Annotated in this window: 18 protein-coding genes, 8 tRNA genes and 2 pseudogenes; 18 read left to right on the forward strand and 10 right to left on the reverse strand. The window is 49.5% G+C overall.

Annotation, left to right across the window (positions count from 1 at the left end; genetic code table 11):
• The first annotated feature begins 32 nt into the window (after positions 1–32).
• From IPL44_02280 to IPL44_02290, 3 genes are read left to right on the forward strand one after another with little or no spacing between them, the layout of a single operon-like run.
• On the forward strand, positions 33–407 hold the full coding sequence (locus tag IPL44_02280) for a phage holin family protein (protein QQS17125.1): 375 nt from the start codon (positions 33–35) through the stop codon (positions 405–407).
• A 5-nt stretch (positions 408–412) separates the two neighbouring features.
• Positions 413–631: a preprotein translocase subunit SecG gene (gene secG, locus IPL44_02285; protein ID QQS17808.1), complete on the forward strand. Its 219-nt coding sequence runs from the start codon at positions 413–415 to the stop codon at positions 629–631.
• 2 nt (positions 632–633) lie between these two features.
• Positions 634–2,493 (forward strand): peptide ABC transporter substrate-binding protein, encoded by a 1,860-nt coding sequence (locus IPL44_02290; GenBank protein QQS17126.1) that lies wholly within the window; start codon positions 634–636, stop codon positions 2,491–2,493.
• Positions 2,494–2,568: 75 nt separating this feature from the next.
• On the opposite strand, the gene IPL44_02295 is transcribed toward IPL44_02290, so the two are convergent.
• The 5 genes from IPL44_02295 to IPL44_02315 all read right to left on the reverse strand — a co-directional run bounded on the left by IPL44_02295 (position 2,569) and on the right by IPL44_02315 (position 3,543).
• Positions 2,569–2,655 (reverse strand) — tRNA-Leu (locus IPL44_02295).
• Positions 2,656–2,662: 7 nt separating this feature from the next.
• A tRNA-Ala gene (locus tag IPL44_02300) sits at positions 2,663–2,738 on the reverse strand.
• Between the two features lie 20 nt (positions 2,739–2,758).
• Positions 2,759–2,835 (reverse strand) — tRNA-Val (locus IPL44_02305).
• 14 nt (positions 2,836–2,849) lie between these two features.
• Positions 2,850–2,926, reverse strand: a tRNA-Val gene (locus tag IPL44_02310).
• Between the two features lie 20 nt (positions 2,927–2,946).
• Complete coding sequence (locus tag IPL44_02315) at positions 2,947–3,543, reverse strand: superoxide dismutase (GenBank protein ID QQS17127.1); 597 nt, start codon at positions 3,541–3,543, stop codon at positions 2,947–2,949.
• Between the two features lie 194 nt (positions 3,544–3,737).
• Here IPL44_02315 and IPL44_02320 point away from each other — a divergent pair, with 194 nt between their 5' ends.
• From IPL44_02320 to typA, 3 genes are all read left to right on the forward strand, one after another.
• Positions 3,738–4,010, forward strand: a complete 273-nt coding sequence (locus tag IPL44_02320) for an NrdH-redoxin (GenBank protein QQS17128.1) — start codon at positions 3,738–3,740, stop codon at positions 4,008–4,010.
• Between the two features lie 23 nt (positions 4,011–4,033).
• Positions 4,034–4,588, forward strand: a complete 555-nt coding sequence (locus IPL44_02325) for a cob(I)yrinic acid a,c-diamide adenosyltransferase (protein ID QQS17129.1) — start codon at positions 4,034–4,036, stop codon at positions 4,586–4,588.
• Positions 4,589–4,656: 68 nt separating this feature from the next.
• Entirely contained in the window at positions 4,657–6,474 is a 1,818-nt protein-coding gene (gene typA, locus IPL44_02330; GenBank protein ID QQS17130.1) for a translational GTPase TypA, read from the forward strand.
• Positions 6,475–6,650: 176 nt separating this feature from the next.
• Here the strand turns inward: typA and IPL44_02335 are convergent, their stop codons facing one another.
• Positions 6,651–7,304 carry a 2,3-diphosphoglycerate-dependent phosphoglycerate mutase gene (locus IPL44_02335; GenBank protein QQS17131.1) on the reverse strand — a complete coding sequence of 218 codons (654 nt, stop codon included), beginning with the start codon at positions 7,302–7,304 and terminating at the stop codon, positions 6,651–6,653.
• Positions 7,305–7,314: 10 nt separating this feature from the next.
• Positions 7,315–8,259, reverse strand: coding sequence for an L-lactate dehydrogenase (locus IPL44_02340; protein QQS17132.1), 945 nt, complete (start codon positions 8,257–8,259; stop codon positions 7,315–7,317).
• A 96-nt stretch (positions 8,260–8,355) separates the two neighbouring features.
• Between IPL44_02340 and eno the strand changes: the two genes are divergently transcribed.
• The gene (gene eno / locus IPL44_02345; protein QQS17133.1) at positions 8,356–9,627 is read left to right on the forward strand and encodes a phosphopyruvate hydratase; all 1,272 of its coding nucleotides are present in this window, start codon (positions 8,356–8,358) and stop codon (positions 9,625–9,627) included.
• Positions 9,628–9,689: 62 nt separating this feature from the next.
• Here eno and IPL44_02350 read toward each other — a convergent pair whose 3' ends face one another.
• Complete coding sequence (locus tag IPL44_02350) at positions 9,690–10,310, reverse strand: CDP-alcohol phosphatidyltransferase family protein (GenBank protein QQS17134.1); 621 nt, start codon at positions 10,308–10,310, stop codon at positions 9,690–9,692.
• A 181-nt stretch (positions 10,311–10,491) separates the two neighbouring features.
• Here IPL44_02350 and IPL44_02355 point away from each other — a divergent pair, with 181 nt between their 5' ends.
• On the forward strand, positions 10,492–11,265 hold the full coding sequence (locus tag IPL44_02355) for a hypothetical protein (protein ID QQS17135.1): 774 nt from the start codon (positions 10,492–10,494) through the stop codon (positions 11,263–11,265).
• Here the strand turns inward: IPL44_02355 and IPL44_02360 are convergent.
• The gene (locus IPL44_02360; protein QQS17136.1) at positions 11,262–12,443 is read right to left on the reverse strand and encodes a replication-associated recombination protein A; all 1,182 of its coding nucleotides are present in this window, start codon (positions 12,441–12,443) and stop codon (positions 11,262–11,264) included. The two genes, IPL44_02355 and IPL44_02360, sit on opposite strands and share 4 nt — an antisense overlap.
• 40 nt (positions 12,444–12,483) lie before the next feature.
• Between IPL44_02360 and IPL44_02365 the strand changes: the two genes are divergently transcribed.
• From IPL44_02365 to IPL44_02390, 6 genes are all read left to right on the forward strand, one after another.
• On the forward strand, positions 12,484–13,233 hold the full coding sequence (locus IPL44_02365) for a slipin family protein (protein QQS17137.1): 750 nt from the start codon (positions 12,484–12,486) through the stop codon (positions 13,231–13,233).
• On the forward strand, positions 13,233–14,207 hold the full coding sequence (locus IPL44_02370) for a D-alanine--D-alanine ligase (protein QQS17138.1): 975 nt from the start codon (positions 13,233–13,235) through the stop codon (positions 14,205–14,207). Before IPL44_02365 ends, IPL44_02370 begins: the two co-directional genes overlap by 1 nt.
• A gap of 71 nt (positions 14,208–14,278) precedes the next feature.
• Positions 14,279–14,354: transfer RNA gene (locus tag IPL44_02375), tRNA-Phe, on the forward strand.
• A 164-nt stretch (positions 14,355–14,518) separates the two neighbouring features.
• Positions 14,519–14,595: transfer RNA gene (locus tag IPL44_02380), tRNA-Gly, on the forward strand.
• Between the two features lie 57 nt (positions 14,596–14,652).
• Positions 14,653–14,726, forward strand: a tRNA-Cys gene (locus IPL44_02385).
• 10 nt (positions 14,727–14,736) lie between these two features.
• A tRNA-Leu gene (locus IPL44_02390) sits at positions 14,737–14,824 on the forward strand.
• 754 nt (positions 14,825–15,578) lie between these two features.
• Here IPL44_02390 and IPL44_02395 read toward each other — a convergent pair.
• Positions 15,579–16,001, reverse strand: a pseudogene (locus IPL44_02395) (recombinase family protein).
• An 84-nt stretch (positions 16,002–16,085) separates the two neighbouring features.
• Here IPL44_02395 and IPL44_02400 point away from each other — a divergent pair.
• From IPL44_02400 to IPL44_02415, 4 genes and pseudogenes are all read left to right on the forward strand, one after another.
• Positions 16,086–16,370: a hypothetical protein gene (locus IPL44_02400; GenBank protein ID QQS17139.1), complete on the forward strand. Its 285-nt coding sequence runs from the start codon at positions 16,086–16,088 to the stop codon at positions 16,368–16,370.
• 212 nt (positions 16,371–16,582) lie between these two features.
• Complete coding sequence (locus IPL44_02405) at positions 16,583–16,783, forward strand: hypothetical protein (GenBank protein ID QQS17140.1); 201 nt, start codon at positions 16,583–16,585, stop codon at positions 16,781–16,783.
• Positions 16,784–16,983: 200 nt separating this feature from the next.
• A complete protein-coding gene (locus IPL44_02410) occupies positions 16,984–17,511 on the forward strand; it encodes a PadR family transcriptional regulator (GenBank protein QQS17141.1) in 528 nt (175 codons plus the stop codon).
• A pseudogene (locus IPL44_02415) lies at positions 17,502–18,166 on the forward strand (ABC transporter ATP-binding protein). The gene IPL44_02410 and the pseudogene IPL44_02415 overlap by 10 nt, the downstream one beginning before the upstream one ends.
• Position 18,167: the final 1 nt, after the last annotated feature.

Here is an 18,167-nt window from a genome sequence, read left to right on the forward strand (position 1 = left end):
AAAAAGCAATTGATTATGGTAAAATTGTTGTAATGAGAAGGTACGGATTGTTTTTTATCAGGTGGGCCCTCTGTTCGCTGGGGCTCTGGATATCGATACGCTTATTTGGCGAGGAAGTTAATCAATCAGTAGGGGTTTCGATTGCTACCTTTTTGTTCGCTGGACTAATCTTTTCGTTTGTCAACTCTATTTTGCGGCCGATTATTACCATCTTGTCGCTGCCGTTTGTAATCGTTACCCTAGGGCTATTTATGTTGATCGTCAACGGATTCATGGTGTGGGTGACAATCGCGATAGCTCCGAACTTGCACATGGGATTCGGTGCAGCGATAATTAGCGGAATCGTCCTGAGTTTGGTAAACTATTTGGTGAGTGAAATTAACGAGTTTACCAACAAGGAGGCCTAGTGGAACTGGATTCAACCCTTTCAGCTATAACGATCGTTAGCGCGGCGCTAACGGTGATACTAGTATTATTACAATCTCGCGGTGCTACGCTAGGTGCAGGTTTCGGCTCGAGTGGCGAGTTGTTTACCACCAGACGCGGTTTTGAAAAGAATCTATATGAAACAACTATCGTTACATCAGTCGTCTTTGTGCTGAGTATCGTAGTTGGTTTGATAGTAGGCTAACCGTGTCCAAAAAAGACGACGTACCTCAAACTGATAGCGATGACACTGCTGTTGTCAAGAAAAAGCTGTCTCTCAAAAAACGTCTATCCAAATGGAAACCAACGCGTCGTAACCTAGATCGTAGTGAAAAGAAGCTCCTGCGCCATGCGGATAAATTTATTATCAGCCGCTGGGATAATTTGCGTGTAGTCCGCGAGCAAATTGCTGGTTGGTTGATCGTGATGGCTTGCCTGATCATCTTTGCCTTTATACAGATCGCGGTGTATAGTCGCAACAACTCGACATCAGCGCCAATTGGTGGCGGCACCTATGCCGAGGGTGTGGTGGGCAAAATCGACACCATTAGTCCTCTCTATGCAGCGACCGACCGGGAAAAAGCCGTTTCCAAACTAGTTTATTCTGGGCTGTTCGAGTATGATCAACTCGGCAATTTACGTCCGGAACTAGCTAGCTCATACTCGATTTCGGATGACGGCAAAGTTTATACCGTTAAACTACGTCCCAATGTTCGCTGGTCGGACGGCACGGCTTTTGGGGCTGATGATGTCCTAGCCACCGTCAACTTGATGAAGAATGCCATTGTTGATTCGGTGTTAAATAGTAGCTGGAAGAGCGTCGAGGCCAAAAAGGTTAACGATCAGACTGTCGCCTTTACGCTAAAGAGTCCACTAGCATCATTTCCGTTTGCGTTGACCTTTGGGGTGTTGCCAAACCATATCATGAAAGAAGTCGCCCCAGCCACAGTGCGCAGTTTTTCGGTAGAGGATATCGATAAGATCGTCGGTACCGGGCCGTTTACATACAGTTCTAGCGAGGCATTAGCCAACGGATACAGAGTGATTCATTTTAGTGCCAACGAGAATTATTTTCGAGGAAAACCGCGTTTAGCAGTTTTGAATATCCAAACCTTTGAAAATTCAGACAAATTATTAGAGGGCTTCGAGACCAAAGAGGTCAATGCGGTCGCTGGTCTCAGCATTTCGTCGGCGGCAAAGTCGCTAGCGACCAAAAACAATCAGCTCGTCCAGAGTCCATTGGCTGACGGTGTGTTTGCTTTGTTTAATAACAGTCGACCTATCACTGGTGATCAAACGGTACGCGAGGCCCTGAGACTAGCGATTGATCGCGATGCGTTACGTAAACTCGTAGTCTTATCGGACGACGATACTACGGAAAAACTGGCTACACCTAACGCCCTGGAAACTCCGATGATTAGCCAATCGGTCAAGGGGCTCGATGCCTTGAAGCAGCCAGGCTATGACATCAAAGCTGCCGCGGAAAAACTGGATGCGGCCGGATGGAAATTAAATGCAGATAAGAAACGCGAAAAAGATGGCACGGTGATGTCGCTCGAAATTGTCACGATCAAAGGTGCTGATTATGAACCAGCCGCCAAGAGCATAGCCGACGCATGGCGGAAACTAGGTATCGAGGTTAATCTGACATCGGCCGATCCGAGCAGTGCGCAGCAGAATTTCTTTGTGACGCGTAGTTACGATGTTTTGGTCTACCAGATACATCTGGGCGCCGATCCAGATGTCTATGCCTATTGGGGATCGTCGCAGGCGAACGCCTATGGATTGAATCTTGCCGATTACAAATCTACCATTAGCGACCTTGCTATGACCAATGCGCGTTCCCAGATGGATCAAACCAAGCGCGACGCTCGCTATATCGATTTTGCGAAACGATGGATAGCCGACGCACCAGCCATCGCGCTCTATCAACCGAACTTTTATTATCTAAAAACTACCGATTCTCGTTCGATCAATGACAATCTCCAAATGGTCGATCCTACATCTAGGTTATCCGATGTCTCGTCCTGGACCGTCAAGTTCGGACAAGTCAAAAACACCCCATAGTATAATTTCAAGCTTATTTGCATAAATAAAAAAATCGCCCCAGTTTTCTGGGGGCAATAAACTCATAAAAATGTCTGGTGCGCGCGAGAGGACTTGAACCTCCACGTCATTGCTGACACTAGCACCTCAAGCTAGCCTGTCTACCAATTCCAGCACGCGCGCATAACCATGGTGGAGTATGCCGGATTTGAACCGGCCACCTCTTCGCTGCCAGCGAAGCGCTCTACCAAATGAGCTAATACCCCATAAAATTAAAAAACAAATATGGTGGGTTGTGAGGGATTCGAACCCCCGACCCTCTCGGTGTAAACGAGATGCTCTAGCCAACTGAGCTAACAACCCTGATTATTTGGTACTGGTGGGTCTAGCAGGTCTCGAACCTGCGACCTCACGAATGTGAATCGTGCGCTCTAGCCAACTGAGCTACAGACCCGACTGGATTATTGTAGCATATCAGCGGACACTACTCAAATAGCGATTTTGAACCTCGGGCCAATTGACCACGTTCCACCACGATTTCACATAATCACCGCGATTATATTTATAGTCTAGATAATAAGCATGCTCCCAAACATCTAGCCCCAGGATCGGCTCGCCGATTTCTAGCGGGACATCTTGATTTGGTGTCGTTACGATCGATAGGTCAGGGAGCAGCCAGCACCAACCGCTACCAAAAACGGCCAGACTCTTGGCTGAAAATTCATCGACAAAAGCTTGAAAAGAGCCATATTTTTCGACCAGAGCTTCTTTTAATTGACCAGTCGGTTCGCCGTTGCCGTTAGGCGTTAGCCATTTCCAAAATCGCGAATGGTTATAGTGACCGCCACCATGATTGCGAATAGCGTTACGGACGGATTCGGGCACCGATTCTAGATTGGCTAGTAGATTGGTTAATTCGCGTGTTTGTAGCTCCGGGACTTGTTCTAGGGCTTCATTTAGCTTATTGACGTAGGTTTGATGGTGATTATCATGATGTAGATGCATAATATCGCCGCTAATATATGTGCCGAGCGCATCGTAATCGTAGTCGAGATCTGGTAATTTGTACATGTCTACCTCCTATTTAGTACATCTATTTTACACTATTCATGGACATAGCGCCATTTTTACTAAAACCACATACAATACGAACAAAACACCATATCTAGCGCTCGTAGTAAAAACCGCAACGCTAAACCTATTGACATGAGCACTTTCGGTGAGGTACAATAGAGTAACATTAATCATCCAAAGGGGGAAATAAAATGAGCGACAGCACAGATTCTAATGATGACAAGAAAGTTATCGTGTATAGCACCAACTGGTGTGCCTATTGTAAAATGGCAAAACAGTATCTAGGCGGCAAAAACGTCGTCGTTGACGAGAAAAATATCGAGGAAGATCCCGAAGCTCACAAAGAGTTGATGGACAAAATCGGCGGTAATTTCCGCGGCGTACCGGTCATCGACATCGCCGGTACTATCGTGCTAGGTTTTGACCGTGCCAAGATCGACGCTGCTCTGAAGGCCACAGCCTAAATCTACTCAGAGAACGAGATACTATGGCCGATAAAGAATCAATGGTGCTAGTTTATACTGGCGAAGGTAAAGGCAAAACGAGCGCCTCGGTAGGACTGCTCGGTCGTGCCCTCGGCGCCGGTAAAAAGGTAGCTTTCGTCCAATTCATCAAAGCCTGGACAGTGAGTGAACATCATTTTTTTGACGCCATCATGCCGGTATATAAAGACACTTTTACGTTTCATAAAGGCGGCCGTGGGTTTTTCCACGCTGGTGATCAATCGGCCGAAAATGTGACCGATGATGAGCACCTAGCTGCCGCGCGCGACACCTACAATTTAGCTCTCGGCGCGGCGAGCTCGGGTGATTATGATCTGGTGATTTGCGACGAGATCAACAATGCTGTTCATGACGGGCTGCTGACGATTGACGATCTAAAGAGGCTGATCGAGCGACGTGCGCCCAGCACTAGCCTCTGCTTAACCGGTCGTAATTTCCCCGAGGAGCTACTAGGTATTGTCGACATCGCGACAGAGATGAGAAAAATAAAGCATCATTATGACGATGGCTTTCTGGCGACCAAAGGTATCGACTACTAGCGCTTTTTCCCTATTTGTGCTATGATACTAAACAAAGGAAGGCTCGATAAAGGGCTATTTTTATTGAAATGAAATCTGATTACATCCGAAACATTGCGATTATCGCCCACGTCGACCACGGTAAAACGACGATGGTGGACGGTCTATTGAAACAATCAAATACCTTTCGCGACAACCAAGCCGAAATGAATCAAGAATTGATCATGGATAGTGGCGACCAGGAACACGAGCGCGGCATCACGATTACGGCCAAACAGACTAGCATTTATCACGGCGATTACAAAATTAACATTATCGACACGCCAGGTCACGCTGATTTTTCGGGCGAAGTCGAGCGCACACTCAATATGGCCGACGGCGTGTTATTGATCGTCGACGCCCAAGAAGGCCCGATGCCGCAGACGAAATTTGTCCTCGGCAAAGCACTCGAACTCGGTCTCAAACCAGTAGTCATTATCAACAAGATTGATAAGCCCGCCCGTCGGATTGACGAAGTCGAGGACGAGTTGGCTGACCTATTCCTAGAACTAGCGACTGATGATAGTCAATTGCATTACCCAGTCTATTACGCGATTGGTCGCGAGGGCAAAGCCTGGACTGCGGTGCCAAACAATCCGAGCGAGCATGCCGACTTGACGCCGATTTTCGATGCGATTATCAACGATATTCCAGCGCCAACTGTCAATAGCGATGGCCCGTTGCAGCTGCTTGTGACGAGCTTGCAATACGATTCATTCCTCGGTAAATATGCCATCGGTCGTGTCACGAGAGGTCAAGCCAAGCGTGGACCAGTCGTGCTCATCAAACGTGACGGCACTGTGATGGCTACTAAAATCGAGAAAGTCTTTGGCTACCGTGGTCTCACTCGTGAGGAGATCGAAGTCGGTCAGACTGGCGATATTGTCGCTCTCGTCGGCGTCGGCGATGCTCATATCGGTGAGACGATTGCCGACAAGGACACCCCAGAGGCACTGCCGACTATCGAAATCGAAGCTCCGACGATCAGTATGTATCTCGGCCCGAACACCAGCCCGATGAAGGGCAAAGAAGGCGAGTTTACTACTAGTCGCCAGATCGGCGATCGATTGAAAAAGGAACTCGAAACCAACGTCAGCTTGCGCGTTGAGGACAATGGTATCGGTTTTACGATTTCAGGTCGTGGTGAATTGCACCTCAGTGTGTTAATCGAGGCGATGCGCCGCGAAGGCTATGAATTTGAGGTTGGTCGTCCGCAAGTGGTTACTATTACCGAAGACGGTGTTGAAAAAGAGCCGGTCGAGGAACTCTATGTTGAGGTTGCGCCAGAATTTATCGGCGCTGTTAGCCAAGAGCTCGGTGCGCGTCGTGCCGAGATGCGCGGTCAGGAGCAGACTGGTAGCGGCACAGCGCGGATGGATTATATTTTACCAACTCGTGCATTGATCGGGCTACGTAACCTACTATTAACCGCCACCAAAGGTACGGTGATTATGAACAGCTTGCCGCACGGCTATCAACCGCTAGCTGGTAAGATGCCGCGCACTCGCAATGGCGCCCTGATTGCCTTTGAGGCTGGCACGACAACGCCGTATGCTCTGCAAGCAGCCGAAGCCCGCGGTGAGTTATATGTTGGTGCCGGTACCGCTGTGTATGCCGGTATGATCATCGGTCTCAATCGCCGCGGCGAGGATATGGAAATCAACGTTTGCAAAGCCAAGCAGTTAACCAACATGCGTTCTAGTAGTAGTGACGGAGTGGTGCAGCTGACGCCGTTTACCGATCTGAGCCTAGAGCAATGTATCGACTTTATCGAGGATGATGAGCTACTCGAAGTGACGCCAAAGAGCCTACGTCTCCGCAAACGCTACCTCGACGCCAACCAGCGTAAACGCGCCGCGAAAAATTAATATCTCCCCCCCCCCCCCAGGTCCTGCTATTTAATCTCCCGCACAAAAGATTTCAAAACTCCCTCGGGTCCTGCCGCTCGGTCCGCCCCTAAAATTTTTTCGGTCAATCACCACCGAAAACAATTTTGGGAGCTGCCCCGCCTCACGTCACCCGAGGTGTGAGTTTTAAAATCTTTCTAGGCGTGCGTTTGTTCGATGGTGGTGTGGAGTTCCTGTTTGTCGCTCTCTTTGCCGTCGCTATTGACTTGGTAAATCAAAATTGTACCAAAAACCATTTCAAATTTGGCAATATCTTTGTCGCTAATGCTCTCTATATATTTGACGAGCGCGCGGATCGAATTGCCGTGAGCCACAAACAAAATATTTTCACCCGCGAGTAATTTTGGTAAAATTTCCGCCTGATACCATGGCACTACACGGTCGTAAACGTCGTGTAGTGTCTCGCCATTTGGGATCGGCTCATCGTAATTGCGGCGGATGGCATTAAATGTGTCTTCGCCGACCTTTTCCTTGACATCCCATTTATTGAGACCGGTGTAGTCACCGTAATCACGTTCGTTGAGAGGCTCTACAGCCTGGAGCTCTAGGTCGGGTTGACCTTGGGTTGACAGGATATTTTCGGCAGTTTCGATCGTTCGTTTTAGTTTGCTGACGAACACCTCGTCAAATTTGAAATCGGTCAGTAGTTCACCCATTTTTCTAGCATCGGCGGCACCTTTGTCGGTGATCGAAACATCGGTCCAACCAGTCCATTTGCCAGCCAAATTCCATTCACTCTCGCCGTGGCGCGCCAAAACTAATTTACCTGAACTCATGTTAATTCCTTTCATTAATATAGACCTATTGTATCTGATTTCGGGCGTCGCGTAAAACCTCGGCTGAATGGTGGAGATTAGCGAGCTCTAGGTCGCTGAGACGTGGCGTGAGGACTTTTTCGATACCATGTTCGCCCAAAATAGCCGGAACTGACAGGTAGAGATCATCAATGTCATATTCGCCGTGCAATAGCGACGACACAGTCATGATCGAGCGTTCATCGCGCACAATGGCTTCGACGATACGAGTGGCGCTCATACCGATACCGTAATAGGTCGCACCTTTACGATTGATAATTTCATAGGCGGCGTTACGAGTCGAATCAGCAATTGACTGACGAACTTCGTCGTTGATCTCCTTGTTAAACAGATCAGAGGCTTCGTCGAGACTCATGCCGGCAATATTGACGAGACTCCAGGCTGGAAATTCACTATCGCCATGTTCGCCCATGATGTAACCGTGGACATTGCGCGGATCGATATCGAAACGGTTAGCCAGCAGATAGCGAAAACGTGAACTGTCGAGCACTGTACCCGATCCGATGACGCGATTTTTCGGAAAGCCAGTTACCTGGCGAGCGACGTAGGTCATCACGTCAACTGGATTGCTGATGACTAAAATGACGGCGTTTGGTGATTGCTCGCCGACTCTGCCAGCGACGTCGCGCATAATAGCAGCGTTACGGGTAATCAGGTCGATACGCGTCTCGCCCGGCTTTTGGTTAGTGCCGGCCGTGATGATGACGACGTCGGAACCTTTGGTGTCTTCGTAGCTGCCAGTGCGAATAACCGATGATTTGGCAAAAGGTGCGCCGTGACTGATGTCCATAGCTTCGCCCTCGGCTCGTTCTAGGTTGACGTCGACGAGGACGATTTCACTCGCTACACCCTTCATAACTAATGTGTAGGCTACGGTTGACCCGACAAACCCAGCGCCGATCACCGATATTTTGATTGCCGTTTGTGCCACTTTCCACCCTTTCTACTAGTAATATTATTTGACATGATTTTACCATAACCGGGTCACTTTCGTAAATAGCAAGGCTCTGCTAGAATAGATCACGTTATGAGTAAAATTACATCAATCAAAGCACGACAAATTTTAGACAGCCGCGGCAATCCAACGGTGGAAGCTGTGGTCCAATTAGAGGACGGCTCGTATGGCCGAGCGGCCGTTCCGTCTGGTGCATCGACCGGCTCAGGTGAAGTCTTGGAGCTGCGCGACGGCGGTTCGGAGTGGGGTGGCAAAGGTGTCACCAAAGCTGTCGCCAATGTAAATAACCAGATCGCCTCGGCGCTGGTCGGTCAAGATGCCGGTAATCAGAATCATATTGATCAGGTGATGTTTGACCTTGACGGTACCGACAATAAATCAAATCTCGGCGCTAACGCAATTTTGGCAGTCAGTTTGGCGGTCGCCAAAGCCGAGGCCGTATCTCAGGATCTGCCGTTTTATCGCTACATTGCTGAAATGACTGGTACGACCGAGATGTCGTTACCTATGCCGATGATGAACGTCATGAATGGTGGCGCGCATGCGGGCTGGGCAACGGATATCCAGGAATACATGATCATGCCAGTCGGCGCGCCGACTTTTGCCGAAGCCATTCGTTATGGTACCGAAGTCTTTCATGCGCTAGCTAAAATTCTGAAAGAGGAAAAATATCCGACAACGGTAGGTGATGAGGGCGGTTACGCACCGCGCGTTCAGCACGGTAACGAAGAGCCACTCCAGCTGATTTCGCGCGCTGTCGAAGCGGCCGGCTATCGTTTGGGCGAGGATATCGCCTTTGCCTCGGATCCAGCTAGTAGCGAGTTTTATCAGGACGGCGAATATCAACTGAAAGCCAACAATGAAACCCTCTCGACTGACCAGATGATCGATTTTTGGCGCGAGATGGTCGACAAATATCCGTTCGTATCAGTTGAAGATGCTTTGTCTGAGTCAGATTGGGCAGGTTGGACAAAGTTGACCGAGACACTCGGCGACAAGATTCAACTTGTCGGTGATGATCTACTCGTCACTAACACGAAACTACTCCAAAAAGCTATAGATGAAAAAGCCGCCAACGCGATTTTAATCAAACCAAACCAGATCGGTAGTTTGACCGAGACGATCGCGGCGGTCAAATTGGCCCAAGACAATGGCTTCCGCACAGTTATGAGCCATCGTTCAGGCGAGACCGAGGATACGACGATTGCGCATCTAGCAGTCGGCCTCAACTGTGGTCAAATCAAAACCGGTTCGCTCAGTCGTACTGATCGTATTGCAAAATACAACGAACTCCTGCGCATTGCTGAGGCTGAACCAGATATGAAGCTTGCCAAACCGTTCTAAATCAATAATTTCGAGATCTACCCGGACGAGTGTGGTTGCTCGTCCGGGCTTTTTGATCCGCTCTAGCCCTTCCTGTACTCCTGGATGAGCCTACTGATGGTTGCAACGTCGGCCACTACAGTGGTTACAACTGTGGTCCACAGAATGAATACGCCGATATCGCTAGGGTTGATCACGATCAAGCTGGCGACCAAGACGATCTGAGCCACCATCTTGACCTTGCCCCACCACTGAGCGGCGAGGTCGACAGTAGGGCGATGCCACTTGATCCAGGACCGCAGCAACACCGAGATGATCTCGGGCACGGCAACCAGACCGACAGCCAGCCACCACCTGAAATCACCAGGATAGTGAAAATAGGCGATGGCGGCCAGAGTTCCGATGATCAAACTCTTGTCGATCAGGGTGTCCAGGAACTTCCCGGACTCACTGATCTGGCCAGAGCGTCGCGCCAGTTCGCCGTCCCAGCGATCGGTCAGCGCGGCGATCAGAAAGACGACGGCTGCGAGGATGGCGAACCAGACATCTGTCGACAGGCTGATCAGCAGGATCACGATCGGAACTGGGCCGAGTCGCGCCAGGCTGATATGGTTGGGCCGGATGCCGTGGTCGTAAAACCACTGATACAACCAACCCTCTTCGGGTCGACGCGCCGGCGCTGGCAGAGGATACATCATGGACATTTCTGCCCCTTTCCGCGCCGAAGCGCTGATAGAAATAGAAGAGCGAGCGGATTAGATTAGGTGCTTTCCGCGCACTCGGAACAGTAGATATCGTACAAGTAAACAGATAATTTTGCAAGGATAGCTACATTAATGAACTAATGCTTTCATTTTGTCAAGTTATAGGGTATAATCAGCTCTCATGAAGAGGACCGAGAGTGAGTTGCAACAATTGCCGAACGATGTTCGCTTGAATCGTTTTGGTCACGTGGTGCGAACTGATCCGTTAGATCTGCGACCTGGTTACCTACGCGACGAAGACGCTAATTTGCCATTATCTAGGTTGCAGAAAATCCAGAAAAAACTCGGTTGGGCGACGATTGCTAACGGCATGAGCGCCCTGCGACCGCCACTGGCAGCGGCTGGCATCACCTTGCTCGCGACTGGCCAACATGAGGCTGGCGTGGCGACGCTGGCTGCAGCCGCTCTGACTGATGCCGAAGGCAAACCGGCCCGATTGACTGGCACGGATGACCCGGTTTCTGGTGCTCGTAACGATGTGCTAGCTGACGGTGCCGCCGCAGCCGCTATTGGAATAGGGGCAGTGGTCGGCGGTATTATTCCTGGTGGTTCGATGCTCGGAATTTATGGGCCAAAAGCTATTAATGGCGTCAATGTTTGGCAGGCGGAGCGCGAAGGTCTCACTGTTTACACCGATAAAATCGATAAAACCGTCGAAGCAGCCCGTTGGGTCGTTGCCGGTCTCTACGTGGCGGCATATACTAACGTTCAACCACTCGCTACTGAAATTGACTGGGAAACGGCGGCTCACTACGGTATGCTATCGGTGGCAGCCGCTGGGTTATATTCGTCGTATCGACAGATCCGTCGCAGGCAAAAAGCCTCAAAAGCTAAAACCGTAGAGCAAGCTTTTGTGGCCGATCCAACTGATTCTGAACAATCCGATATTAGTTAATCACGCGGCACTTCGTCGGGTAAATAGCCCTTCTCATGTTCGAAACCAGCTTGCCATTTGTAATCCTTGCCGTATCCGAGGTCTTGCATCAGTTTCGTTGGCGCATTCCGTACATGGAGGGGTATTGGTGCGTCAGGGAATTGTTCAGCCAGCTGCTGGGCTCGACCCCACAGGTCATAACTTTCGCGCGATTTCTTGGCTCGGGATAGTGCGACGACAACATGGCTCAGAATAATTCCGCCCTCTGGCATGCCAACGCGTTCGATCGCTATAAAAGCACTCGTCGCTAGGTTCAAAGCTCCATTGCCGGCGAGACCGACATCTTCACTGGCAAAAATCACCATCCGGCGAGCAATAAATTTCGGATCTTCACCGGCAGCTACCATACGTGCTAAATAATAGAGAGCTGCCTGGTCGTCGCCGGCACGCATTGATTTAATAAATGCTGAGATCGTATCGTAGTGCCCATCGCCTTTTTTGTCGTAACGCGGTAGTTTACGCCCAGCGGCTTGTTCGACTGTATCAGAGGTGATCTTTTGACGGTTTTTGATCAGTCCCGCAGCCACCTCTAGGGCGCCGAGTGCGGTTCGAGCGTCACCATTCGCGAGTCTCGTTAACGTCTCGATAGCATCCTCGGTGATTTTCTTTTCCAGTTTTTCTAGCTTGATTGCCCGTTCAATAATTTTGGCGATAGCGGCGTGATCTAGTTGCTCTAGGACGATAACTCGCGAGCGCGAAATCAGCGGCGCGATCACCTCGAAACTAGGATTTTCCGTCGTAGCACCGATCAGGCTGATCAGTCCGCTCTCGACATGGGGTAAAAAGGCGTCCTGCTGGGCTTTGTTGAAGCGATGGATTTCATCAACGAACAAAATCGTGCGAATTTTGAGATTCCAGTTTTGTCTGGCGCGCTCGATCACGGTTTCAACATCGGCTTTTTTGGCGCTGACGGCTGAGATCTCGATAAAATCTGCCGTCATTTCGCTCGCGATGATCCGTGCCAAGGTGGTTTTACCGGTTCCTGGTGGACCCCACAATATCAAACTGACCGGTTCTCGGGCCTCAACGATCTTGCGCAGCGTACCGTTCGTGCCGACCAGCTTTTCCTGACCAATCACCTCATCTAACGTCTTTGGTCGCATGCGCTCGGCTAGCGGTACTCGTTTGCTCTCTTCCATACATCTATTGTACAATATCTGTATAAAGCAAGGAGGATCTATGGAATTCGTGGTAATAGCAGTAACGTTACTCGTACTATATTTCTTGGGTAGTCTAAAGGTTATCAAACAGTACGAGCGAGGTATTGTATTAACCCTCGGTCGATTCACTGGGACACGCCAGCCTGGTTGGCGAGTAGTGTGGCCATGGTTCCAGCAGATGACGCGTGTCGATGTTCGCTCGACGCCAATCGACGTGCCAAAACAAGAAGTCATCACCAAGGATAATGTGACCGTTGGCGTTGATGCCGTTGTCTATTTCCGTGCAGTAGTACCTGAAAAAGCCGTACTCGAGACTACTAACTATATCTATGCAACCTCACAGTTTGCTCAGGCGGCACTGCGTGACGTGACGGGCAACGTGAGCCTCGATGATCTGCTGAGCAAGCGTGATGAAATCTCTAATCAGATCAAAGCGATTGTCGATAAACAAACTGAGCCATGGGGTATCGACGTCGAAAACGTCAAGGTTCAAAATATCGAACTACCGTCTGACATGAAACGTGCTATGGCCAAAGAAGCCGAGGCCGATCGACAGCGTCGCGCTACTATCATTAATGCTGATGGTGAAAAAACCGCTGCGCAGACACTGGCTGAGGCGGCTGAAACGCTCAGCAATTCACCGGGCGCAATTAATCTACGAACCCTGAACACCCTGGAGCGTATTAGTGCGGAACCGTCACAGAAAACAATGGTATTATTTCCAGTCGAAGTTCTCGATGCACTGCGCGGCAAGACTCGGGGTCAATAATGACTCATGTCCTATTAGTATTTGGCGGTGAAGGCAGTGAGCATGATGTATCAGTGATGTCGGCTCGCAATGTGGCTGAGGCGCTGCGAGAGGCCAACTACGATATAACGCTTGCCTACATTGATAGGACGGGTAGCTGGCTCGCGGCCAAAGAGGTTGATAATAGAGATAACCCAACTGGCAAAACGATCTCATTGCATCAGCTCAATATCGATGTGATCTTTCCATTGATTCACGGCAAAGGTGGAGAAGACGGCATGATTGCCGCTATGGGAAAGACCGGGGGCATTCCGGTAGTTGGGTGTGGCCCAGAAGCTTCGATGATTGCTTGGGACAAGGACCGCTGCAAGCAGGTACTGAGTGAACATGGCCTACCGGTAGTGCCGTGGATAACTCTTCGTGAGGGTGATGCGTTGTCATATGATTCTGCTAGCAAAAAGCTGGAATCAGAGATTCTTTTTGTCAAGCCAGCTCGCGAAGGCTCCTCGATAGGCGTGAGCCGAGCAACGAACGAGCAAGAGTTTTTAGCAGCTTGCGAACAGGCTTTTCGCTATGATGACAAAATCCTTGTTGAAAAAGCCATCTCAGGTCGCGAGCTAGAATGTGCCGTGCTCGGCAATAGTCCTGATACGCGCGTGACTGAGGTCGGAGAGATCACGACGACAGATGGCTTTTACGATTACAATTCCAAATATGTTAGTACAACTGCCTCAAAACTAGATATTCCAGCCCAGAATTTGTCATCGGAACAAACCAAAACAATTCAGGATTACGCCAAACGAGCCTTTGACGCCATCGGTGGAGCTGGTTTGTCGCGCGTCGATTTCTTTCTGGATGCGAGCGATGTGATTTATATAAACGAGATCAATACCATGCCGGGGTTTACCAATATCAGCATGTATCCAAAACTATGGCAACAGGCTGGACTATCGTACGGCGAGCTGGTGTCGGAGCTAGTACGATTGGCTCTCTAATCTAATAGACAGATTGATTTTGCGAAATTTCTCTGATTTGTTACAATAGTATCGCTCGCGGTGCGACTCGCGGCTCTTTAGCTCAGTTGGTAGAGCAGAGGCCTGAAGAGCCTTGTGTCCCCAGTTCAAGTCTGGGAGGAGCCACCAGCCGCACCGAGAGAGTACCAAACAGTTTGCGAAAAGTAGCCTAGCAGGGTACAATAGGATAGTAATATGCGGGTTTAGCTCAGTTGTTGTCGAGCGAAGCGAGCCGAAAATAGTTCGCATGGCGCTCTAAACAACCGGAATATGACAGGCATGTTAATTTTTATGCGGGTTTAGCTCAGTTGTTTAGAGCGCTTCCTTGCCAAGGAAGAGGTCGAGAGTTAGAGTCTCTTAACCCGCACCATATAGAATAATACCTCGCTGCTAATAGCGAGGATTTTTGTTCCTAGAATATGCTCATGGCGCCTTGGCGGAGCAGTTACGCAGCGGTCTGCAAAACCGCGTAGGCGGGTGCAACTCCCGCAGGTGCCTCCAAATATTGTACGGGCGAGTGGCGGAATTGGTATACGCGGCGGACTTAAAATCCGCTGGTCTAAACAACCTTGAGGGTTCAAGTCCCTCCTCGCCCACCAAAACAGTATTTTCTGAGAGATTTTCGCCCGCATGGGCGATTTTTTCTCTGGCGGCGCATAGCGCCTGCCAGCAGTTCGGAGGGGGGAGAGCGGAAATGGGGCGCGGGCGGAGCCGCGCTTTTTTGTTTTCTAAAAACAGGTTCAATCCGTCGATTTCAGCAAACGCCTGTTTAATGGCGCTTGGCTCGGCACTTTTTGCAATTCTATTGAAGTCATGGGCTTGTTTTAGCCATTGGCGCATAGGTTCAACCCACGCATTGGCGGCAAGCGTTAGCTTGCCAATTTGTTCCTCTAGCGACTTCTTATCGCTCATCAGCTCGGCTTGCTTGGCTTTATATGTCGGCTGGTCAATATCTTGGTCAAGATAGCCGTCAAGCAGTCGCTGTAACTTGCCCTGCAAGTTACCAACCTTGCTCTGCGCGTCAGCGATAAGCACGCCAGAGCTTTGCTCGGCCTGCTTTTCATCTTCCTCTAGCATTGTCATGAGGGCGTCAGCCCACGACTTCGGCAGGGCGTAGCCCTGTAATATGTCTGTCAGTTGCACCAGCAATACAGGCTCGGTAATTGGCGACTCTTTGCATGCAATAGTCTTACTTTTACGCGTACACCGATAGTACACATATTCATGTATATTACCGTTTTTCTGATGCTTTACTTTCTTTTCAGCAGTTATAGACATATTACATACACCGCATGCCAGCAAACCACACAAGGCTTGCGGCTCATTCCTCGTCTTGTGCGGAGTATAGCCGCGCCGCGCAAGCACCACTTGGACGCGATCAAACAGCTTTTTGTCTATGATAGCTTTGTGCTTGCCCTCATGGACTTCGCCTCCATAGTAGAAATGCCCATAGTAAAACGGATTTTTCAGCATATGTTTTACTTGGTCTTTCGATAGTGGCTTGTTGCCGCCAGTTTTTATGCCCTTACTGGCTAAAAAATCGGCAATATCTACTAATCGGCTACCGCCACGCGCGTACATCTCAAATGCCTCGATGATAAACGGCGCACGCCGTTTATCTATAGCAATACTTTTAGTCCGCACATCGTTTATATACCCAACAGGTGCTTTGCTGGGGAACTCGCCGCGCCGCACTTTTTGGCGTAAACCTCGCTTGGTGTTTTCACTCAAGTTGTCTACATAGTATTTTGACTGGCTAAATGCCATAGATAGCATAAACTTGCCTTGGCTGGTATTCTCGAACCAAAAGGTCGGGAACTTTAGCGCCACAAGACGCGACTGGTCGAGCAAGTATATGATGTGTCCGCCATCTACCGAATTACGAGCGAGGCGGTCGGGGTGCCACGATATAATCCCGTTGGCTTTGCCCGCCTTTATATCTTTCATCATAGCATTAAACTTTTTGCGCCCTGGGGTCTTGGCGGATTGCTTTTCAATAATAACGCCCGCGATCTGCATATTATTGTCGGCTGCGTATTTACGCAGCTCAACTATCTGCGCCTCGACAGACAGTATCTGCTTATCTTCTACATCGGTGCTTTTGCGTACATAAATGTAGTACACCAGTTGCATATTTACGATTAGCTCTTGCATACTTGCCCCCTCAACTTAAATGACCGTCCTGGTGCAACCAACCTAGAAGAACTAGATTGTCCAAGACGGCCATTAAAGTCCACGACAAATAAAAATAGTTCTTCACTGGTTGGTTGCTCTTCTATTTTACGACGAAACGAGAGAAAACAGAAGTTTACTTCTTGTTTTCCGAGTGAGGAAGTAAAATCTCAGGAGATTTTACCATGAACACCACCGCTTGCGGTGGTAACAAAAAAGCGCGGCTCCGCCCGCGCCCCATTTCCGCTCTCCCCCCTCCGAACTGCTGGCAGGCGCTATGCGCCGCCAGAGAAAAAATCGCCCATGCGGGCGAAAATCTCTCAGAAAATACTGTTTTGGTGCGATTTTACACCGAAATCCGAACCGATTTCCGAGAAAATGGCTAAAGCTCAGCCCCGACGCCTGCGGGCGTTTAACGCCTGCTCGCCCCACCAGAAAAACCCTTTGCCTATTTTTTTATTTCCCCCGCCGAATTTCTTTTTTGAAACTGAAAGGGGTGTTCTCTGGTGGTGGCGTGTCACTTTAGCGACATTTGGCGCTTACAGGACTCTTTACAAAAACTATACACTCGGTGTATAGTAAAAGCATGAATGCACAATACGCACTACTTGGTATCTTGAACAAAAGCCCAAACTATGGGTATGAACTCAAGAAGATTTATGACAAACTTTTTGGCAGCGACAAAGCAATTTTGCCTGGCCAGATTTACTCGACCCTCTCGCGTCTCAAGCGAGATGAAAAGGTAGAAGAAGTTGCTGATACCGAAGCAAGCGGCGGGCCGGAGCGCGTAAAATACGCCATCACCTCGCAAGGAGAAAAGGCCTTGCGCCTATGGCTTGAAACGCCCGAAGCACCGTCGTCACAACTACAAGCCACGCTCTACATGAAAACCGTGCTTGCCATTATGGAAAACGGTGATGCTGCGCCATTCCTCGACAACCAGCGCCACGCGCACATCGAGCGTATGCGCGAGCTGACTACCCAGCGCCGCAAAGCACCGCTGGCGACCAAGCTACTGATTGACCACGCGATATTTCACATTGAAGCCGATCTGCGCTGGATTGACCTGACAAGCTCGCGACTCACAAAACTAAAGGAGGAATTATGCCTGTAAGTACTATTATTAGTGCCAAGAATATCAAAAAGTCATACGGCAAAACGGAAATCTTGCACGGTGTGTCACTCGATGTAAAACAAGGTGAAGTGCTGGCAATCATGGGGCCGAGCGGCTCGGGCAAATCAACCTTGCTGCATAGCCTCGCTGCAATTATTTCAGTCGATAGCGGTGAAATTATCCTTGACGGCCGCAATATCGGAAAGCTTAGCGACAATAAGCGCAGTATCTTGCGCCGCACGGTATTTGGTTTTGTGTTCCAATTTAGCCAGCTCGTGCCAGAACTTACTGTTATAGATAATGTCGCGCTGCCGCTCCTACTTAATGGGGTAAATCGTAACGAAGCATATAAAGAGGCCAAAAAGTGGCTAGGTGGAGTCGGGCTAACTGATAAATACGAAAGCACGCCCGGTGAAATCTCTGGCGGCCAAGCCCAGCGCGTCGCTATTGCTCGTGCTATGGTTGTCCAGCCAAAAATCTTGTTTGCGGACGAACCAATGATAGCCTCAATTCCGAGCATGTCATGGAACTGTTTATCAAGACCGCCAAAGACCACGGCACAACTGTTATCATGGTGACACACGAGCCAAGTATTGCTGCCTATGCTGACCGCGAAATCGTGGTGCGCGACGGCCAGATTGTAGGAGCGAAATAGT

The sequence above is a fragment of the Candidatus Saccharibacteria bacterium genome, assembly GCA_016699895.1.
Taxonomy (GTDB): domain Bacteria; phylum Patescibacteriota; class Saccharimonadia; order Saccharimonadales; family Saccharimonadaceae.